The 16,675-nt window shown below is 64.0% G+C and carries 11 protein-coding genes; 7 read left to right on the forward strand and 4 right to left on the reverse strand.

All coding sequences use genetic code 11. The features are described from left to right. Complete coding sequence (locus IVB50_RS06400; protein ID WP_018454065.1) at nucleotides 1-1,944, reverse strand: PrkA family serine protein kinase; 1,944 nt, start codon at nucleotides 1,942-1,944, stop codon at nucleotides 1-3. A gap of 299 nt (nucleotides 1,945-2,243) precedes the next feature. Then, on the reverse strand, nucleotides 2,244-2,894 hold the full coding sequence (locus IVB50_RS06405; protein ID WP_085351899.1) for a hypothetical protein: 651 nt from the start codon (nucleotides 2,892-2,894) through the stop codon (nucleotides 2,244-2,246). A gap of 308 nt (nucleotides 2,895-3,202) precedes the next feature. Here IVB50_RS06405 and IVB50_RS06410 point away from each other — a divergent pair, with 308 nt between their 5' ends. The 6 genes from IVB50_RS06410 to IVB50_RS06435 are packed head-to-tail and all read left to right on the forward strand — an operon-like array spanning nucleotide 3,203 to nucleotide 10,714. Continuing rightward, nucleotides 3,203-6,052 carry a bifunctional transaldolase/phosoglucose isomerase gene (locus tag IVB50_RS06410; RefSeq protein WP_247295019.1) on the forward strand — a complete coding sequence of 950 codons (2,850 nt, stop codon included), beginning with the start codon at nucleotides 3,203-3,205 and terminating at the stop codon, nucleotides 6,050-6,052. Nucleotides 6,053-6,065: 13 nt separating this feature from the next. Then, complete coding sequence (gene gnd / locus IVB50_RS06415) at nucleotides 6,066-7,064, forward strand: phosphogluconate dehydrogenase (NAD(+)-dependent, decarboxylating) (protein ID WP_247295021.1); 999 nt, start codon at nucleotides 6,066-6,068, stop codon at nucleotides 7,062-7,064. Nucleotides 7,065-7,092: 28 nt separating this feature from the next. Next, complete coding sequence (gene zwf, locus IVB50_RS06420) at nucleotides 7,093-8,604, forward strand: glucose-6-phosphate dehydrogenase (protein WP_018454061.1); 1,512 nt, start codon at nucleotides 7,093-7,095, stop codon at nucleotides 8,602-8,604. Then, the gene (gene pgl / locus IVB50_RS06425; protein WP_247295023.1) at nucleotides 8,601-9,350 is read left to right on the forward strand and encodes a 6-phosphogluconolactonase; all 750 of its coding nucleotides are present in this window, start codon (nucleotides 8,601-8,603) and stop codon (nucleotides 9,348-9,350) included. Before zwf ends, pgl begins: the two co-directional genes overlap by 4 nt. Beyond that, the gene (locus IVB50_RS06430; protein ID WP_026232661.1) at nucleotides 9,337-9,867 is read left to right on the forward strand and encodes a gluconokinase; all 531 of its coding nucleotides are present in this window, start codon (nucleotides 9,337-9,339) and stop codon (nucleotides 9,865-9,867) included. The genes pgl and IVB50_RS06430 overlap by 14 nt, the downstream gene beginning before the upstream one ends. A 34-nt stretch (nucleotides 9,868-9,901) precedes the next feature. Then, the gene (locus IVB50_RS06435; protein WP_085351905.1) at nucleotides 9,902-10,714 is read left to right on the forward strand and encodes an HAD family hydrolase; all 813 of its coding nucleotides are present in this window, start codon (nucleotides 9,902-9,904) and stop codon (nucleotides 10,712-10,714) included. A 1-nt stretch (nucleotide 10,715) separates the two neighbouring features. On the opposite strand, the gene IVB50_RS06440 is transcribed toward IVB50_RS06435, so the two are convergent. Further along, entirely contained in the window at nucleotides 10,716-12,518 is a 1,803-nt protein-coding gene (locus tag IVB50_RS06440) for a glycoside hydrolase family 15 protein (RefSeq protein ID WP_247295025.1), read from the reverse strand. A gap of 42 nt (nucleotides 12,519-12,560) precedes the next feature. Further along, complete coding sequence (gene malQ / locus IVB50_RS06445) at nucleotides 12,561-14,522, reverse strand: 4-alpha-glucanotransferase (RefSeq protein WP_204512130.1); 1,962 nt, start codon at nucleotides 14,520-14,522, stop codon at nucleotides 12,561-12,563. Nucleotides 14,523-14,726: 204 nt separating this feature from the next. Here malQ and IVB50_RS06450 point away from each other — a divergent pair, with 204 nt between their 5' ends. Further along, nucleotides 14,727-16,673 carry a maltotransferase domain-containing protein gene (locus IVB50_RS06450; RefSeq protein WP_247295027.1) on the forward strand — a complete coding sequence of 649 codons (1,947 nt, stop codon included), beginning with the start codon at nucleotides 14,727-14,729 and terminating at the stop codon, nucleotides 16,671-16,673. Nucleotides 16,674-16,675 lie beyond the last annotated feature (2 nt).

Consider the following 16,675-nt stretch of genomic DNA (forward strand, 5'->3'; position numbering starts at 1 on the left):
TCAACCGGCCTGCTTCACGCGCATGTACCATTCGACGAGCCGGCGAACCTGACGCTCGGTGTAGCCGCGCTCCACCATGCGTGCGACGAACTCGCCATGCTTCTTCTCCGTCTCGCCGTCCTTCTTCGACCCGAAGGAGATGACCGGAAGCAGGTCCTCAACCTGGGAGAATATCCGCTTTTCGATCACATCGCGAATCTTCTCGTAGGAGATCCAGGTCGGATTCTTGCCGCCGTTCTGGGCGCGCGACCGTAACGAGAATTTGACCACCTCGTTGCGGAAATCCTTCGGGTTGGCGATGCCCGCCGGCTTCTCGATTTTGGTCAGCTCCTGGTTCAAAAGCTCACGATCCAGCAGCTGGCCGGTGTCGGCGTCCTTGAAATCCTGGTCCTCGATCCAGGCATCGGCGTAGTCGACGTAGCGGTCGAACAGGTTCTGGCCGTAATCCGAGTAGGATTCGAGATAAGCCTTCTGGATCTCGTTGCCGATGAACTCGGCATAACGCGGCGCAAGGTCGGCCTTGATGAATTCGAGGTAGCGCTTCTCGACTTCCTCGGGCAGTTGCTCGCGCTTGATCGATTGCTCCAGCGCGTACATCAGATGCACGGCGTCGGCGGCGACTTCCTGCGGATCGTGGTTGAAGGTCGCAGCCAGGATCTTGAAGGCAAAGCGGGTGGAAACACCGTCCATGCCCTCGTCGACGCCGGCGGCATCGCGATATTCCTGGACGCTGCGCGCCTTCGGATCGGTCTCCTTCAGGCTCTCGCCGTCGTAGACCCTCATCTTGGCGTAGATCGTGGAATTTTCGTGCTTGCGCAGGCGCGACATCACCGAGAACCGCGCCAGCGTTTCCAGCGTCGCGGGCGCGCAAGGCGCGGCCGCGAGCTCGGAGCCCTGGATCAGCTTCTCGTAGATCTTCTGCTCCTCCGTGATCCGCAAGCAGTACGGCACCTTGATCACGCAGATGCGGTCGATGAAGGCCTCGTTGTTCTTGTTGGCCTTGAAGCTCGACCACTCGGCTTCATTGGAGTGCGCAAGGATGACGCCGGTGAAGGGGATCGCGCCGATATTCTCGGTGCCGATATAGTTTCCTTCCTGCGTCGCGGTGAGCAGCGGGTGCAGCATTTTGATCGGCGCCTTGAACATCTCGACGAACTCGAGCACGCCCTGGTTGGCGCGGTTGAGGCCGCCGGAATAGCTGTAGGCGTCGGGATCGTTCTGCGCGTAGGTTTCGAGCTTGCGGATGTCGACCTTGCCGACCAGCGAGGAAATGTCCTGGTTGTTCTCGTCACCCGGCTCGGTCTTCGCGATCCCGATCTGGCGCAGCCGCGACGGCTGGATCTTTGCAACCCGGAACTGGGAAATGTCGCCGCCGAAGGCTTCCAGCCGCTTGTAGCACCACGGGCTCATCAGGCCGGTGAGACGGCGGCGCGGAATGCCGTATTTCTCTTCCAGCATTGGGCCGAGCTGATCCGGATCGAACAGGCTGAGCGGGCTTTCGAACACGGGCGAGAGCTCGTCGCCGGCCTTGAGCACGTAGATCGGATGCACCTCCATCAGCGACTTGAGCCGCTCGGCGAGCGAGGATTTGCCGCCGCCGACCGGACCGAGCAGATACAGGATCTGCTTGCGCTCTTCGAGGCCCTGCGCCGCGTGACGGAAGAAACCGACGATGCGCTCGATGGTTTCTTCCATGCCGTAGAAGCCGGCGAAGGCCGGATAGGTGCGGATCGTGCGGTTCAAAAAAATACGGCCAAGGCGTGGGTCCTTGGCCGTGTCAATCGTCTGGGGCTCACCGATCGCTGCTAGCAGTCGTTCGGCCGCGTTTGCGTATTTCATGGGATCGCTTCGACACGATTCCAGATACTCCGCCATCGACATGTCGTGTTGGCTTCTCGCCTCGAACGACTTAGCGAAAGCGTTGAATAGAGAATCGTTGTACATGATCCCTCTCCGCGTGAGTTCCGCTACACAATTGAACGAAAGCAGCGACCGGACCGTTCCTTAGCGCCACTCTCGAATCAGCGTGAGCACATGACGATCATTCGACACCCGGGCGCCTTCTCGGCGCAACGCACAACGTAGGCACAGGGTGAGTTACGAACAGGCACCTGCCTGATATTTGAGCGAATCTTTGTCTATATTGGCTCATTTCCAGAAAATGTCACTCGCTCGCAACATCCGGGCATTACCGGGGATGCGTTCATCCGGCGCCGCATCATAGCCGTCTGCGAACGGCGATCTTATGACGCTTGTGCGGCGAAGCCTTGCGTGGCGCGTTCATCTTCCTGCTGCAATGCGGTGCGTGGACCGCCGGCGGCGTGACAGTCGCGGCAAACGCGCAGCAGTGTATCAAAATCGGTCGCCAGGCCCTCCGACCGGATGACGATGCGATCGTCCGTCACACCGCGGGCCAAGCCGCGGATGCTGCAGAGCTGCCTCTGCAAGGCCGGCGTCGGCGTCAGCACGATCACCTTGCGCCCGCGGCGTTCTTCAGCCGAAATCTCCGCGATCGAGTCCCACAGCAGAAATTCATTGCCGATGCGAAGGTCGCGAATGCCATAGGGGGTGACGATCACCACCGATGCCCGCTCGGCGGGGAGCATCCAGATCAGCCGGCCGGTCATCGCGGCGAACGCCACCACGCCGGCATAGCCGACCGTCGTGTCGTAATCGCCAAAAGCGTTCCACCAGCCCAAGGCGAGCGTTGCGCTGAGCAGCGTCATGGCGAAACCCGCAACGATCAGCAACCGCAGTTGGGTCGTACATGGACCGATTTCGAGATCGTGGGACGCATCGACGCATCCGGTCGACGTGACCGACTGGGGGCTGTCTGTGACAGCGAGCGCCAGACGGTCATGATGTGCTTGCATGCTTTCCCCCAGCATGGCCATTCGCGACCGAGCCACGATGCATCAGGCGGACCGGAATCCGCTGATGAGTACTCCACGCAGCCGCTGGCGGCGAGGCGAGGCAGCTGGCGTTACACAACAAGGGCCTAGCCGATTCCTCACGGCCAACGACCTTTTACGCAACTCGGCTCCCTCTACGCGGATCGCCATGATCGCGACGGAGTTACACTGGAGGATATGACGCCCATACCCTTGATTGGTTCCCTCAAGGAAGCATGTAAGCTAGAGGATAGCGCGTCAGGACCGGCGCGGAAACCCCTCGCCCGCAGGCTTGGAGATAAATTAGCATCATGAATCCCGTCAAAGAACTGGAAAAGCACGGACAAGCCGTCTGGCTGGACTTCCTGGCCCGCGGCTTCATCGCCAAGGGCGACCTGAAGCGGCTGATCGATACCGACGGCGTCAAGGGCGTCACCTCCAACCCCTCGATCTTCGAGAAAGCGATTGGCAGCTCGGACGAGTACGACGCGCCGATCGGCAAGGCGTTGAAGCGCGGCGATCAGTCGGTCGCCGACCTGTTCGAGGCCGTCGCGGTCGAGGACATCCAGAACGCCGCCGACGTGCTGCGTCCGGTCTATGACCGCCTCAAGGGCGGCGACGGCTATGTCAGCCTGGAAGTCTCGCCCTATCTGGCGATGGACACCGCCGGCACGGTCACCGAGGCGCGGCGGCTCTGGAAGGACGTCAACCGCAAGAACCTGATGGTGAAGGTGCCGGCGACGCCGGAGGGCCTGCCGGCGATCGAGACCCTGATCGGCGACGGCATCAGCATCAACATCACGCTGCTGTTCTCCAGGGACGTCTATCTGCAGGTTGCCGAGGCCTATATCGCCGGCCTGGAGAAATACGTCGCAGGCGGCGGCGACCCCTTGCACGTGGCGAGCGTGGCGAGCTTTTTCGTCAGCCGTATCGACTCGGTGGTCGACAAACAGCTCGACGAGAAGATCGCCCGCGCCAACGACCCGAGTGAGAAGGAACGGCTCGCCGCGCTGAAGGGCAAGGTCGCGATCGCCAATGCGAAGGTCGCCTACCAGGATTACAAGCGCCTGTTCTCAGGTCCGCGCTGGGACAAGCTCGCGGCCAAGGGCGCCAAGCCGCAGCGCATGCTGTGGGCCTCGACCGGCACCAAGAACAAGGACTACAGCGACGTCCTCTATGTCGAGGAATTGATCGGTCCCGACACCATCAACACCGTGCCGCCGGCGACACTGGATGCGTTCCGCGACCACGGCACGCCGCGGGACAGCCTGGAAGAGAATGTCGACGACGCCAGGCGCGTGCTGGAAGAACTGGAGCGCTCCGGCGTCTCGCTCGATGCTATCACCGAGGAACTCGTCAAGGACGGCGTCAAGCAGTTCGCCGACGCCGCCGACAAGCTCTATGGCGCTGTCGCCCACAAGCGCGCCACCGTGCTCGGGCCTGCGATCGACCGCCAGCTGCTCTCGCTCGGCGACGGCCTCGGCAAGGCCGTGGCCAAGAGCACCGAGGAATGGCGCGCGTCGGCAAAGATCCGCAGGCTGTGGCAACGGGACAAATCGGTCTGGACCGGCACCGACGAGGACAAATGGCTCGGCTGGCTCGACAGCGCCGCCAAGGCCGACGTCGCCGATTATGAGGATTATGCCAGCCGCGTGAAAGGCCAGAAATTCTCCGACGCCGTCGTGCTCGGCATGGGCGGGTCAAGCCTCGGGCCGGAGGTGCTGGCCGAGACCTTCGGCAAGAAGCCCGGGTTCCCGAAGCTGCACGTGCTGGATTCCACCGATCCGGCGCAGGTGCGGGCAATGGACGCCAGGATCGACATCGCCAACACCGTGTTCATCGTCTCCAGCAAGTCCGGCGGCACCACCGAACCGAATGCGATGAAGGATTATTTCCACGAGCGCGTCGCGCAGGCGGTCGGACCGAAGGTCAAGACCGGCCGTCGCTTCATTGCGGTCACTGATCCCGGATCGTCGCTGGAGACGGCGGCGAAGACGCTAAGCTATGCGCGCATCTTCCACGGCGAGCCCTCCATCGGCGGACGCTACTCGGTGCTCTCGCCGTTCGGCCTGGTGCCGGCGGCAACCGCGGGCGTCGATATCAAGACCTTCATCAAGCACGCGCTTGCGATGGCCCGCTCCTGCGGACCGGACGTGCCGCCGGCCGAGAACCCCGGCGTGCAGCTCGGCCTTGCCATGGGCCATGCAGCGCTCGAAGGCCGCGACAAGGTGACGATCCTGTCGTCGAAGAAGATTGCCGATTTCGGCGCCTGGGCCGAGCAGCTCATCGCGGAATCGACCGGCAAGGACGGCAAGGGCCTGATCCCGATCGACGGCGAGCCGCTGGGCGAGCCGGCGGTCTACGGCAATGACCGGCTCTTCATCGACATCCGTATCGAGGGCGAAGCGGACGCCGCCCATGACTCGCAGCTTGCTGCGATCGAAGCGGCCGGCCATCCCGTCGTGCGCATCGTGATGAAGTCGATCGACCATCTCGGCCAGGAGTTTTTCCGCTTCGAGATGGCAACGGCGGTCGCGGGCAGCATCCTCGGCATCAACCCGTTCGACCAGCCGGACGTGGAAGCGGCCAAGATCAAGACCCGAGAGCTCACCGCCTCGTTCGAAAAGACCGGCGCGCTGCCGGCCGAGCAGCCGGTGGTCAGCACCACCGAGGCCGATCTCTACACCGACGAGACCAATGCCGCAGCCCTGCGCGCCGCCGGCGCCAACGGCGACCTCACCTCGTGGCTGAAGGCGCATCTGTCGCGCTCCAACCATGGCGATTATGTCGCCCTGCTCGGCTACATCGCGCGCGACAAGGCGACGATCGACGCGCTCCAGACCATGCGGCTCGAGGTGCGCGAGAAACGACACGTTGCGACCTGCGCCGAGTTCGGCCCCCGCTTCCTGCACTCGACAGGACAGGCCTACAAGGGCGGCCCCGACACCGGTGTGTTCCTCCAGATCACCGCCGACGATGCCAGGGACCTGCCGGTGCCGGGCCAGAAGGCCAGCTTCGGCGTGATCAAGGCCGCGCAGGCACGCGGCGACTTCGACGTGCTTACCGAGCGCGGCCGGCGCGCGCTGCGGGTCCACTTGAAGGGCGGGCTCAAGAAGGGTCTCGCGGCGCTCAATGCGGCGCTTAACGACGCACTGAACTAAGGGAATTCCTCAAATGCAACTCGGCATGATCGGCCTCGGCCGGATGGGCGGCAATATCGTTCGCCGCCTGATGCGCCAGGGACATTCGACCGTGGTCTATGACAAGGACGCCAAGGCCGTCGCGGGCCTTGCCGCAGACGGCGCGACAGGCTCGGCGACGCTCGAAGAGTTCATTGCGAAACTGGAGCGGCCGCGCACGGCTTGGGTGATGCTGCCGGCCGGCCACATCACCGAGACCACGATCGACACGATCGCGGCTGCGATGCAGGACGGCGACGTCATCATCGACGGCGGCAACACGTTCTGGCAGGACGACGTCCGCCGCGGCAAGGCGCTGAAGGAGCGCGGCATCCACTATGTCGACGTCGGCACCTCCGGCGGCGTCTGGGGCCTCGACCGCGGCTATTGCATGATGATCGGCGGCGAGAAACAGGTGGTCGATCGGCTCGATCCGATCTTCGCCGCGCTCGCGCCCGGCGCCGGCGACATTCCGCGCACGGAGGGACGTGAGGGGCGCGATCCCCGCATCGAGCAGGGCTACATCCATGCCGGCCCCGTCGGCGCCGGTCATTTCGTCAAGATGATCCACAACGGTATCGAATACGGCCTGATGCAGGCCTACGCCGAAGGTTTTGACATCCTCAAGAACGCCAACATCGAGGCCTTGCCGGCGGATCATCGTTACGATTTCGATCTCGCCGATATCGCCGAGGTGTGGCGGCGTGGCAGCGTGATCCCGTCCTGGCTGCTCGACCTTACCTCGACCGCGCTCGCGGATAGCCCTGCACTGGCGGAGTATTCGGGTTTCGTGGAGGATTCCGGCGAAGGACGCTGGACCGTGAACGCGGCGATCGACGAGGCCGTGCCGGCCGAAGTCCTGACCGCGGCGCTGTTCGCACGTTTCCGTTCCCGCAAGGAACACACTTTCGCCGAGAAAATTCTCTCAGCGATGCGAGCCGGTTTTGGCGGCCACAAGGAGCCGAAGCAGCCGACTGCTTCGAAGCCGAAATAGCAATTAGCAGAACGAAGGCCAATAGTTCGTGACAAAAGACCCGCAAGCCAAGCGCAAGCCGGAAAATTGCGCCTTCGTCATCTTTGGTGTCACCGGCGACCTCACCCATCGGCTGGTGATGCCATCGCTCTACAATCTGGCGGCCGAGCATCTGTTACCCGAAAAGTTCTGCGTGGTCGGCGTCGCCCGCCGGGGCCAGTCGGACAACGAGCTGCGCGACAGCCTATTGAAGGGCTTGCGCCAGTTCGCGACCCGGCCGGTGGACGACGACATTGCCAAGAAGCTGCTGGAATGCGTGACCTTCGTCGAAGCCGACGCAAAGGATCCGCCATCCTTTGATCGCCTGCGCGAGCATCTGGATTCCCTGGAATGCGCGCAGGATACCGGCGGCAACCGGCTGTTCTACCTCGCGACCCCGCCGGCTGCGTTCGCGCCGACCGCGCGCGAGCTCGGCCGCACCGGCATGATGAAGGAGAACGGGGCGTGGCGGCGCCTGGTGATCGAAAAGCCGTTCGGCACCGACCTCGCCTCGGCGCGCGCGCTGAATGGCGAGCTGCTGAAGATCATGGACGAGCACCAGATCTACCGGATCGATCACTATCTCGGCAAGGAGACGGTGCAGAACATCCTGGTGCTGCGCTTTGCCAACGGCATGTTCGAGCCGATCTGGAATCGCAACCATATCGACCACATCCAGATCACGGTGGAGGAAAAGCTCGGCGTCGGCCATCGCGGCGGCTTCTACGATGCCACCGGCGCGCTGCGCGACATGGTGCCGAACCACCTGTTCCAGCTGATGTCGCTAGTCGCGATGGAGCCGCCGGCGCGTTTCGACGCCCATTCGGTGCGCTCAGAGAAGGCCGAGATTCTGACCTCGATTCAGCGCCCGAGCGAAGAGGAAGCGCTGAAGAGCTCGGTGCGCGCCCAATATCTCGCAGGGCGCATCGGCGACGATGAGATCCCGGACTATCGCAAGACCGAGGATGTCAAACCCGGCAGCACTACCGAGACCTATGTCGCGCTGAAGCTGATGATCGACAATTGGCGCTGGGCCGGCGTGCCGTTCTATTTGCGGACCGGCAAGGCGCTCGGCCACAAGCGCACCGAGGTGGCGATCAAGTTCAAGCAGGCACCGTTGTCGATGTTCTCAGGCACCGCTGTCGATCGCCTCTCCCAAAACTTCCTCACGATCGGCATCGCACCCACCGAGACCATCGAGCTCCAGTTCAACGCCAAGATCCCGGGGCCGAGCGTCACCATCGACGGCGTCGAGATGAAGTTCCGCTATGGCGACTATTTCCGGGCCGATCCCTCGACCGGCTACGAGACGCTGATCTACGACTGCATGATCGGCGACAACATCCTGTTCCAGCGCGCCGACGGCATCGAAGCCGGATGGGAGGCGGTGCAGCCGTTCCTTGACGCCTGGAAGAACGCGGGCAGCAACGGCATCGAAACCTATCAAGCCGGCAGCGACGGCCCCGCCTGCGCCGATGAATTGCTCCGCCGCGACGGCCGAAGCTGGCGTAAGTTTTCGTGACGGCGGCGAGACAGCCGAAGCTGATCGTCGAGGCCGACGCCGAGGCTCTCGCGCGAGGCGCGGCCGAACGGGTGATGGCGCAAATCGCGGCCAATCCCGGGCGCATTGCGATCTGCCTGACCGGCGGCTCCAGCCCGAAGAGGCTCTACCAGCTGCTGGGCAGCGAGGCCTGGCGCGAAAAAATCCCGTGGGAGCGCGTGCACTGGTTCATCGGTGACGAGCGCTTCGTGCCCGAAAGCGATCCCCTCAACAACATGGCGGTCGCGCGCGCGACCTTTCTCGATCGCAACGCGCCCTCCGGCCATGTTCACCCGATCCCGACGACGGCTGACGACCCTGATCAGAGCGCCGAGGCCTATGCGCGCGAGCTGCAGTCTTTCTACGGCGCGGAAAGCCTGGATCCGGCACGGCCGCTGTTCGACATGGTCTTGATGGGCGCGGGGCCGGACGGCCACACGGCTTCGCTCTTCCCGGGCTACCCCGCGATCGAGGAGACGGGACGCTGGGTGGTCGGCGTCCCCAAGGCCAATGTTGCCCCCTTCGTGCCGCGGGTCTCGCTCACCCTGCCCGCACTGGCGTCCTGCCGCGAAATGCTGTTCGAGATAGCGGGGCACGACAAGCAGCCGATCTTGACGCGCCTGCTCAATGGCGAGACTCTGCCGGCTGTACGCGCGCGCTCGAATGGCGAGACCGTCTGGCTGGTCGACCGGGCCGCGCTTCCGGAGGGAATTCGTGGCCGGCGTTGAAGCACCTTGTGCATTGATCGTGATGGGCGTGTCGGGCTCGGGCAAGAGCACGGTTGCAAAAGCGCTCGGCGAGCGCCTCGGCTGGCGTTTCGAGGACGGCGACAGCTTTCATCCCGCCAGCAATGTCGAGAAGATGCGGGCCGGCCATCCCCTCACCGACGAGGACCGCTGGCCCTGGCTCAACGCCATTGCCGACGAGATCGCGAGGGTCTGTGACAAGGGCGAGCACGTCATCATCGCCTGCTCGGCGCTGAAGCATACTTATCGGGACGTGCTCCTGCGCGGACGCGACGACGTCCGCTTCATCTTCCTGAGGGGCACGAAGGAGCTGATCGCCGCACGCCTGGCGCAACGTAAGGGGCACTTCATGCCGCCCGGCCTGCTGACGAGCCAGTTCAACACGCTGGAGCCGCCGGAGGCTGGCGAGCACGTGATCACAGTCTCGATCGACGAATCCGTGGAAGCGATCGTAGACGGCGCGGTGCGGCAGTTGAAACTGGGCGGCGCGAAACGCTGAGGCCAAACACCCAAGAAACACCCAAGGGACCGTCATGACAAAAATCTCGCTCGTCGTCTCCGACGTCGACGGTACGCTGCTGACCAAGGACAAGACGCTGACCGACCGCGCGAGGTCCGCGGTTCAGCGTCTGCACCAGGCCGGCATCGGCTTCACGATTACGTCGAGCCGCCCCGCGATCGGCATGCGTTTCCTGATCGAACCGCTGGCGCTCTGGCTGCCGGTCGGCCCGTTCAACGGCTCCTCGATCGTCGACCCCGAGATGAATCCGGTCGAACAGCATCTCATCCCCGCCGCGGCGGCCGAGCGAAGCTTGCAAATTCTGCGGGACTTCGGCGCCGACATCTGGCTGTTCACCACCGACAAATGGCTGATCGACAAGCCTGATGGCCAATACGTGGCACATGAGCAGCACACCATCCGCTCCGACCCGACCATCGTGACGGATTTCTCGCCGTATCTCGCGAGCGCCTGCAAGATCGTCGGGGCCAGCGCCGATGCAGCCGGCCTCGAAGCTTGCGAGAAGGCGATGCAGAAGGCGCTCGGCAGCGAGGCGATGGCGGTGCGCTCGCAGACCTATTACCTCGACATCACCCCGCCCGGCTTCGACAAGGGCACATTCGTGCAAGCCATGGCCAAGCGCCTCGGCATTTCAACGGACGCGGTCGCCACCATCGGCGACATGCAGAACGACCTCGCGATGTTTCGCGTCAGCGGCGTTTCGATCGCAATGGGCAATGCGGCCGACAACGTCAAGGACCAGGCCACCCACGTCACCGCGACCAACGAGCACGACGGTTTTGCGGAAGCGATGGAGATGATTTTGAAGCGGAACGAGGTCGCCTAGGTCACTGCTTCGACCGCTGCATTGCAGGCTTCTTGCTGCCCTGCCTTGCGGCCGACAGGTTATGCGCGGTGTTGACCAGCGCGATATGAGTCAGCGCCTGCGGGAAATTGCCGGTCTGACGCCTGGCGCCTGAATCATATTCCTCGGCCAGCAGTCCCACATCATTCGCGACACCGACCACGCGATCGAACAAGGCTTGCGCCTTGTCGAGATCGCCCGCCAGTACATGGGCATCGGCCAGCCACAGGCTGCAGGCGAGGAAGGCGCCCTCGATCGGCTGCTTCTCCTCGGACACTTCGCGCGGATCGTGCCGCAGCACAAAGCCGTCAGGCATCATGTGCTTTTCCATCGCCGCGATGGTGCCGCGAATGCGCGGATCCGACGCTTCCAGGAAGCCAACGGACGGCAGCAGCAGCACGCTGGCATCGAGCAGCTTCGAGCCGTAGGACTCCACGAAGGCATTCTCCTCCGCGTCGAAGCCCCGGTTGCAGACGTCGCGATGAATGGCGTCGCGCAAGGTGCGCCAGTGCAGCAGCGGCGCCTTGAAGCCGAAGGTCTCGGCGCTCTTGATGCCGCGGTCGAAGGCGACCCAGGTCATCACCTTGGAGAAGACATAGTGCTTCGGCTGTCCGCGCCGCTCCCAGATGCCGTGATCGGGCTGGTCCCAGACTTCGGCGAGATGCTTGAGCACGGCGCATTCCAGCGCCCAGCTCTCGTCGTCGAGCTTGAGCTTGGCCATCCGCGATTGGTGGAAGGCGTCGATCAGTTCGCCGTAGACGTCGAGCTGGAGCTGCGCATGCGCGGCATTGCCGACGCGCACCGGCTGTGCGCCCTCGTAGCCATCGAGCCAACCGGCCTCCCATTCCAGCAGCCGCCGCTGGCCCCAGATGCCGTACATGATCTGCATGTTCGCCGGTGAGCCTGCCGCCGCACGCAACAGCCAATTGTGCCAGGCCGAGGCTTCCTCGGTGTAACCCGAGTTCATCAGCGCCAGCAGCGTGAAGGTGGCATCGCGCAGCCAGCAGAAGCGGTAGTCCCAATTCCTGGCGCCGCCGAGCTTCTCCGGCAACGAGGTGGTCGGCGCCGCGACGATGCCGCCGGTCGGAGCGAAGGTCAGCGCCTTGAGTGTGATCAGCGAGCGCACGATCAGGTCGCGATAGTCGCCATCGCGATTGCAGTGGCTGCACCAGTCCTGCCAGAATTTCTCGGTCTCCTTGAGTGCGACCTCCGGATCGATTGGCGCGGGCGGCTCGAGATGCGAGGGGCCGTAGGTCAGCACGAACGGCACGGTCTCGCCGGCCTTCACCTCGAAATCGGAAACCGTGGTCAGATCCTCGCCTCGGGTCTTGGCCGGTGTCCGCAGCACAGTCATGTCCTGCCCGGCGACCGCCAGCAGGGAATGATCGATCCGCCGCACCCAAGGGATGTCGACGCCGAAGCCGAAGCGGATGACGAGTTCCATCCGCATCTTCACCGTGCCGCTGACACCGCGGACCAGCCGCACGATGTCGGAGGCCTTGCCGCGCGGCGGCATGAAGTCGATCAGCGCAACGGTGCCGCCGTCAGTCTCAAAGCGCGTTTCGAGGACGAGGGTGTCGCCGAGATAGCGGCGCGACGTGGCGGTGACGCCCTCGTCCGGCGCGATCAGCCAGCGGCCGTTCTTGTGCGTGCCGAGGAGCGCTGCAAAACAGGCGTCGGAATCGAAGGCCGGCCAGCACAGCCAGTCGATCGAGCCGTTGCGGCCGACCAGCGCCGCGGTCTCGCAGTCGCCGATCAGCGCATAATCTTCAATCCTCTGAGACAATGTCGTGCGAGCCTCGAAAACGACGTCCGGAGACCCCGGCGATCAACGCCCGCCGGGTAACGAGCGTTCCCGTGTCGCGGCCTTCAAGGCTGCGACATCGACCTTCGAAACGATCTTGTCGAGCGTCACAGGCAGGCGCTGGCGCCAGTTCGGATGCTCGTCAATCGTACCGGGAATGTTGGGCTGGTCGATCACGCCGAGCAGATCCTCCAGCGACACCGCAAGCAGCCGCGACGGCGTGCGCGACAGGAAGGCGAGCACCGAATAGACATCATTGGCACGGATGCCGTTGGCACGCAGGATCTCGTCGAGCAGGCCGAGCGCATCCCAGCGGGCCTGATCGTTCTCGCCCGGATCGAGCCCGAGCGAGCGCTTCATCCTGAGATCGCTGAAAGAGCGCCAGCCGGCATAGGTCGACAGATCATGCGTGTTCAACGTCACCAGCGCGTTGGGCCGGTAGTGATCGACGGGCCGGAAGTGACCGGCATCGTCGCGCTCGAACATCATGACGAGGTAGGACCAGATGCCGAAATCCTGCATGGTCTCGCGAAAACCTTCCGGCACCGTGCCGAGGTCCTCGCCGATCACAATGCACTTATGGGCCGCGCTCTCCCGCGCCACGGTCGCCAGCAGCGCCTCGAACGGCATCTGCACATAGGCGCCGTTGTCGGGCTTGAAGCCGCGCGGCACCAGATAAAGCCGCTTCAAGCCGAGCACGTGATCGAGACGGATGGCTCCGGAATGGCGCATCGAAGCCGCGAGCATATCGGCGAATGGCACGAAGGATTGCGCCTCCAGGCCGCCGGCATTGAAGCCGGCCAAGCCCCAATCCTGGCCAATGGTATTGAGCACGTCCGGCGGCGCGCCGACGGCGAGATGACGGGAGATCGCCCCCTGTTCGTTCCAAGCATCGAAGCCGTTCGACTGCACGCCGACGGCAACGTCAAGATAGAGCCCGACCCGCATGCCGAGCTGGCCGGCCAGCTCCTTGGCCGCATGCAACTGGCTATCGGCGGTCCATTGCACGAATTCGACGAACTCGACCTCGTGCTTGTCCGGGCCGTTGCGCAGCTCGGCGCATTTCGTCTCATCCGGCTGTTGCCATTCCTGCGGCCATTCCCACCACGGCGCCGCAAAGCGATGGCGTAGCACCTCGAAGCAGGCAAAACGGGACAACAGCGGCGCGCGAGCCGCCCGGAAGGCGTCGAACTGGTTGCGGCGGACGCCGCTCGCGGTTTTCACGAAGCTGTCGAAGGCGGCACGCAAGGCCAACCATTTCAAGGCCGCCATGTCCGGATAGGGCACACGATCACCGTCGCGGAGCCGCGCGGCGGTCGCGGCCGCATCGGGGACGAGGTCGGGGGAAAATTCCGGGATCGCCTCGACGTCGATATAGAGCGGATTGAGAAACAGCCGGCTGTTCGGCGAATAGGGGCTGCAATCGGCCGGATGGTCATCGAACAACACATGCAGGGGATTGAGCCCGACGCCGTCGGCGCCCAACTGCTTCGCGAGCCGGACCAGACCGGCGAGGTCGGTGAAATCGCCGATGCCCCAATTGCGGTCCGAGCGGACGCTGTAGAGCTGCACGGCAAGCAGCCAGCCCCGGTCGAAATCGCCGCCGAAGGCCCGCTCCGGCGCCACGATCATCGGCACCTCTTCCGTCACGCCTCCGGCATCCGTCAGCGTCAGCCGGTGATAGCCGAGCGGCAGGCCGGCCGGCCAGGCAATCACGGGCTCGCGCGTCTCACCTTGCGCGATCAAATTGCCGTTGCCGGTCATCTTCCATTTGAGCGGCGGCGCACCGATCGTCACCAATTCGGTGCGCGGATGGCCCAAGGCGCGTACCACCACAGGCCCGCTGACGAAGCGGTAAACCCGCTTTTCCGGCAAGGCGTCGAGGATGGATTTGAGGGCCACGGGATCGGTGACCCGCAGCTTTCCGAGGGCATCGACGAATTCGGATTGAACGCCCTTGATCCGGGCTTGAGCTAAAAGATCCATTCGGCACGCAGCTTGCAGGCCATTTTGTGGCCGGGGGCATCGATTTTAACGAGGTCGCGGAAGAAGTTAGTCAGGGTTAACTCGCGAGCCGCGCCTGCCGTTCCCCAGGGAACCAATGACACACAAGCGGCTTTCTATAGTGGTATCAAGCGTAGGTTCCCGGCAAGGGAAACGGGCTCCTGCTTTCTTGTCAATGGCATCACCGTGAACAAGACAATTCAAACTGTCGAGAGTGCCGCAGCCGGCAGCACTTTCCTCATCGAGGACGTCTATCCCCTGATCGACGGCGGGCGCTTCCCCGTGAAGCGGATCGCGCGCGAACCGGTCGAGGTCTGGGCCGACATCTACCGGGACGGCGACGCCGTGATCGGCGCAGCGCTGATCTGGCGACAGGAGCAGGACCGCGAATGGCAGAGCGAGCCGATGATCCCTCACGGCAATGACCGCTGGTCCGGCGCGTTCACACCCGTCGAGCCCGGCAAATATGTCTATGCGATCGAAGCCTGGACCGACGAATTCGCCACCTGGTCGCACGCGGTCGCGCGCAAGCAGCGCTCCGGTGCCGACGTCACGCTCGATGCGATCGAGGGCGCCGGCCTTTTGACCAAGGCGCATGGCGCGCAGCAGGACGCCGCCGCCGTCATCGTCAGGCGATGCGAGGACTATCTTCAGACCGGCGACGTTGCCCCGCTGCTGGCAACCGAGCTCGGCGCAGCCATGGCCGAGAGCCAGTTGCGGCCTGATCTCACGCGCTCGGCGCTATTCCCACTGTTCGTCGACCGCGACAAGGCACGCTTCGGCGCCTGGTATCAGATGATGCCGCGCAGCCAGAGCGTGGTGCCAGGACAGCATGGCACGCTTCGCGACTGCATCGCGCGCGTGCCCGACATCGCCGCGATGGGCTTTGACGTGCTGTACTTCACGCCGATCCATCCCATTGGCCGCACCCGGCGCAAGGGCCGCAACAACATGCCGGTGGCGGGCGACGGCGATCCCGGCTCGCCTTATGCGATCGGCGCCATCGAGGGCGGGCACGACGCGCTGCACCCCGAACTCGGCACGATCGAGGATTTTCGCGCGCTGGTCGCGACCTGCCTGGAATACGGCCTCGAACTCGCGCTCGACTTCGCCGTGCAATGCTCGCCGGACCACCCGTGGCTGACGCAGCATCCGGAATGGTTCAAATGGCGCCCGGATCGGTCGGTGCGGACGGCTGACGGGCCCTATTCCGATATCGTCATCCCCGATTTCGCGTCCGTCGACCGGGCTGGACTGTGGAACGCGTTTCGCGACGCCATGCTGTTCTGGATCGACCACGGCGTCACCATCTTCGCCATCGACAATCACGACACCGCGCCGCTCGCCTTCTGGGAGTGGCTGATCCGTGACATCCGCCGCCGGCATCCCGAGGTGATCCTGTTTTCCAAGACGTTCGCGCGCCCGAAGCTGATGAAGGGCCTCGCCAAGCTCGGCTTTGCGCAATCGTTCAGCTATTTCCCCTGGCGCACGGCGAAGTGGGAGCTGGAGCAATATCTCGGCGAGCTGACGCGCTATCCCGAACGTGACTTCTATCGGCCGAACCTGTTCGTGAATACGCCCGATCTTTTGCCCTATCATCTCCAGGGCGGCGAGACATGGGCGTTCAAATCGCGCGTCGCGCTGGCGGCGACGCTGTCCGGCAATTACGGCGTCTACAGCGGGTTCGAGCTGCTGGAGCACGACGCGATCCCCGGCCGCGAGGAATATCTCAACTCCGAGAAATACCAGATCAAGCAGCGCGACTGGAACAAGCCCGGCCACATCAAGGCCTACATCACGGAGATCAATCGCATCCGCAACGAGAATGCTGCGCTTCAGCAGACGGCGAACCTGCGCTTCCTCGGCATCGAAGACGGCGAGACGATCGCCTTCGTCAAGGAAGCGACCGACCCGGCCAACATCGTCGTGGCCGTGGTTGCGCTCTCGTGCCACGTGCGCGAATTCTGGTTGCCGCTCGGCGACGTCACGGTTGACGCCGGCGGGCAGCGACACCATGTGTCGGCACTCGAAAACCTCCTCACCGGCGAACAGGCCCGCATCGAATGGGGCGGGATCAGGTTGCGTATCGATCCCGAGCGCGATCCGGCGCTGCTGTTCCGCTGCCTGGCGTAAGG

This window comes from Bradyrhizobium sp. 87, assembly GCF_023073015.1.
Classification (GTDB): domain Bacteria; phylum Pseudomonadota; class Alphaproteobacteria; order Rhizobiales; family Xanthobacteraceae; genus Bradyrhizobium; species Bradyrhizobium canariense_D.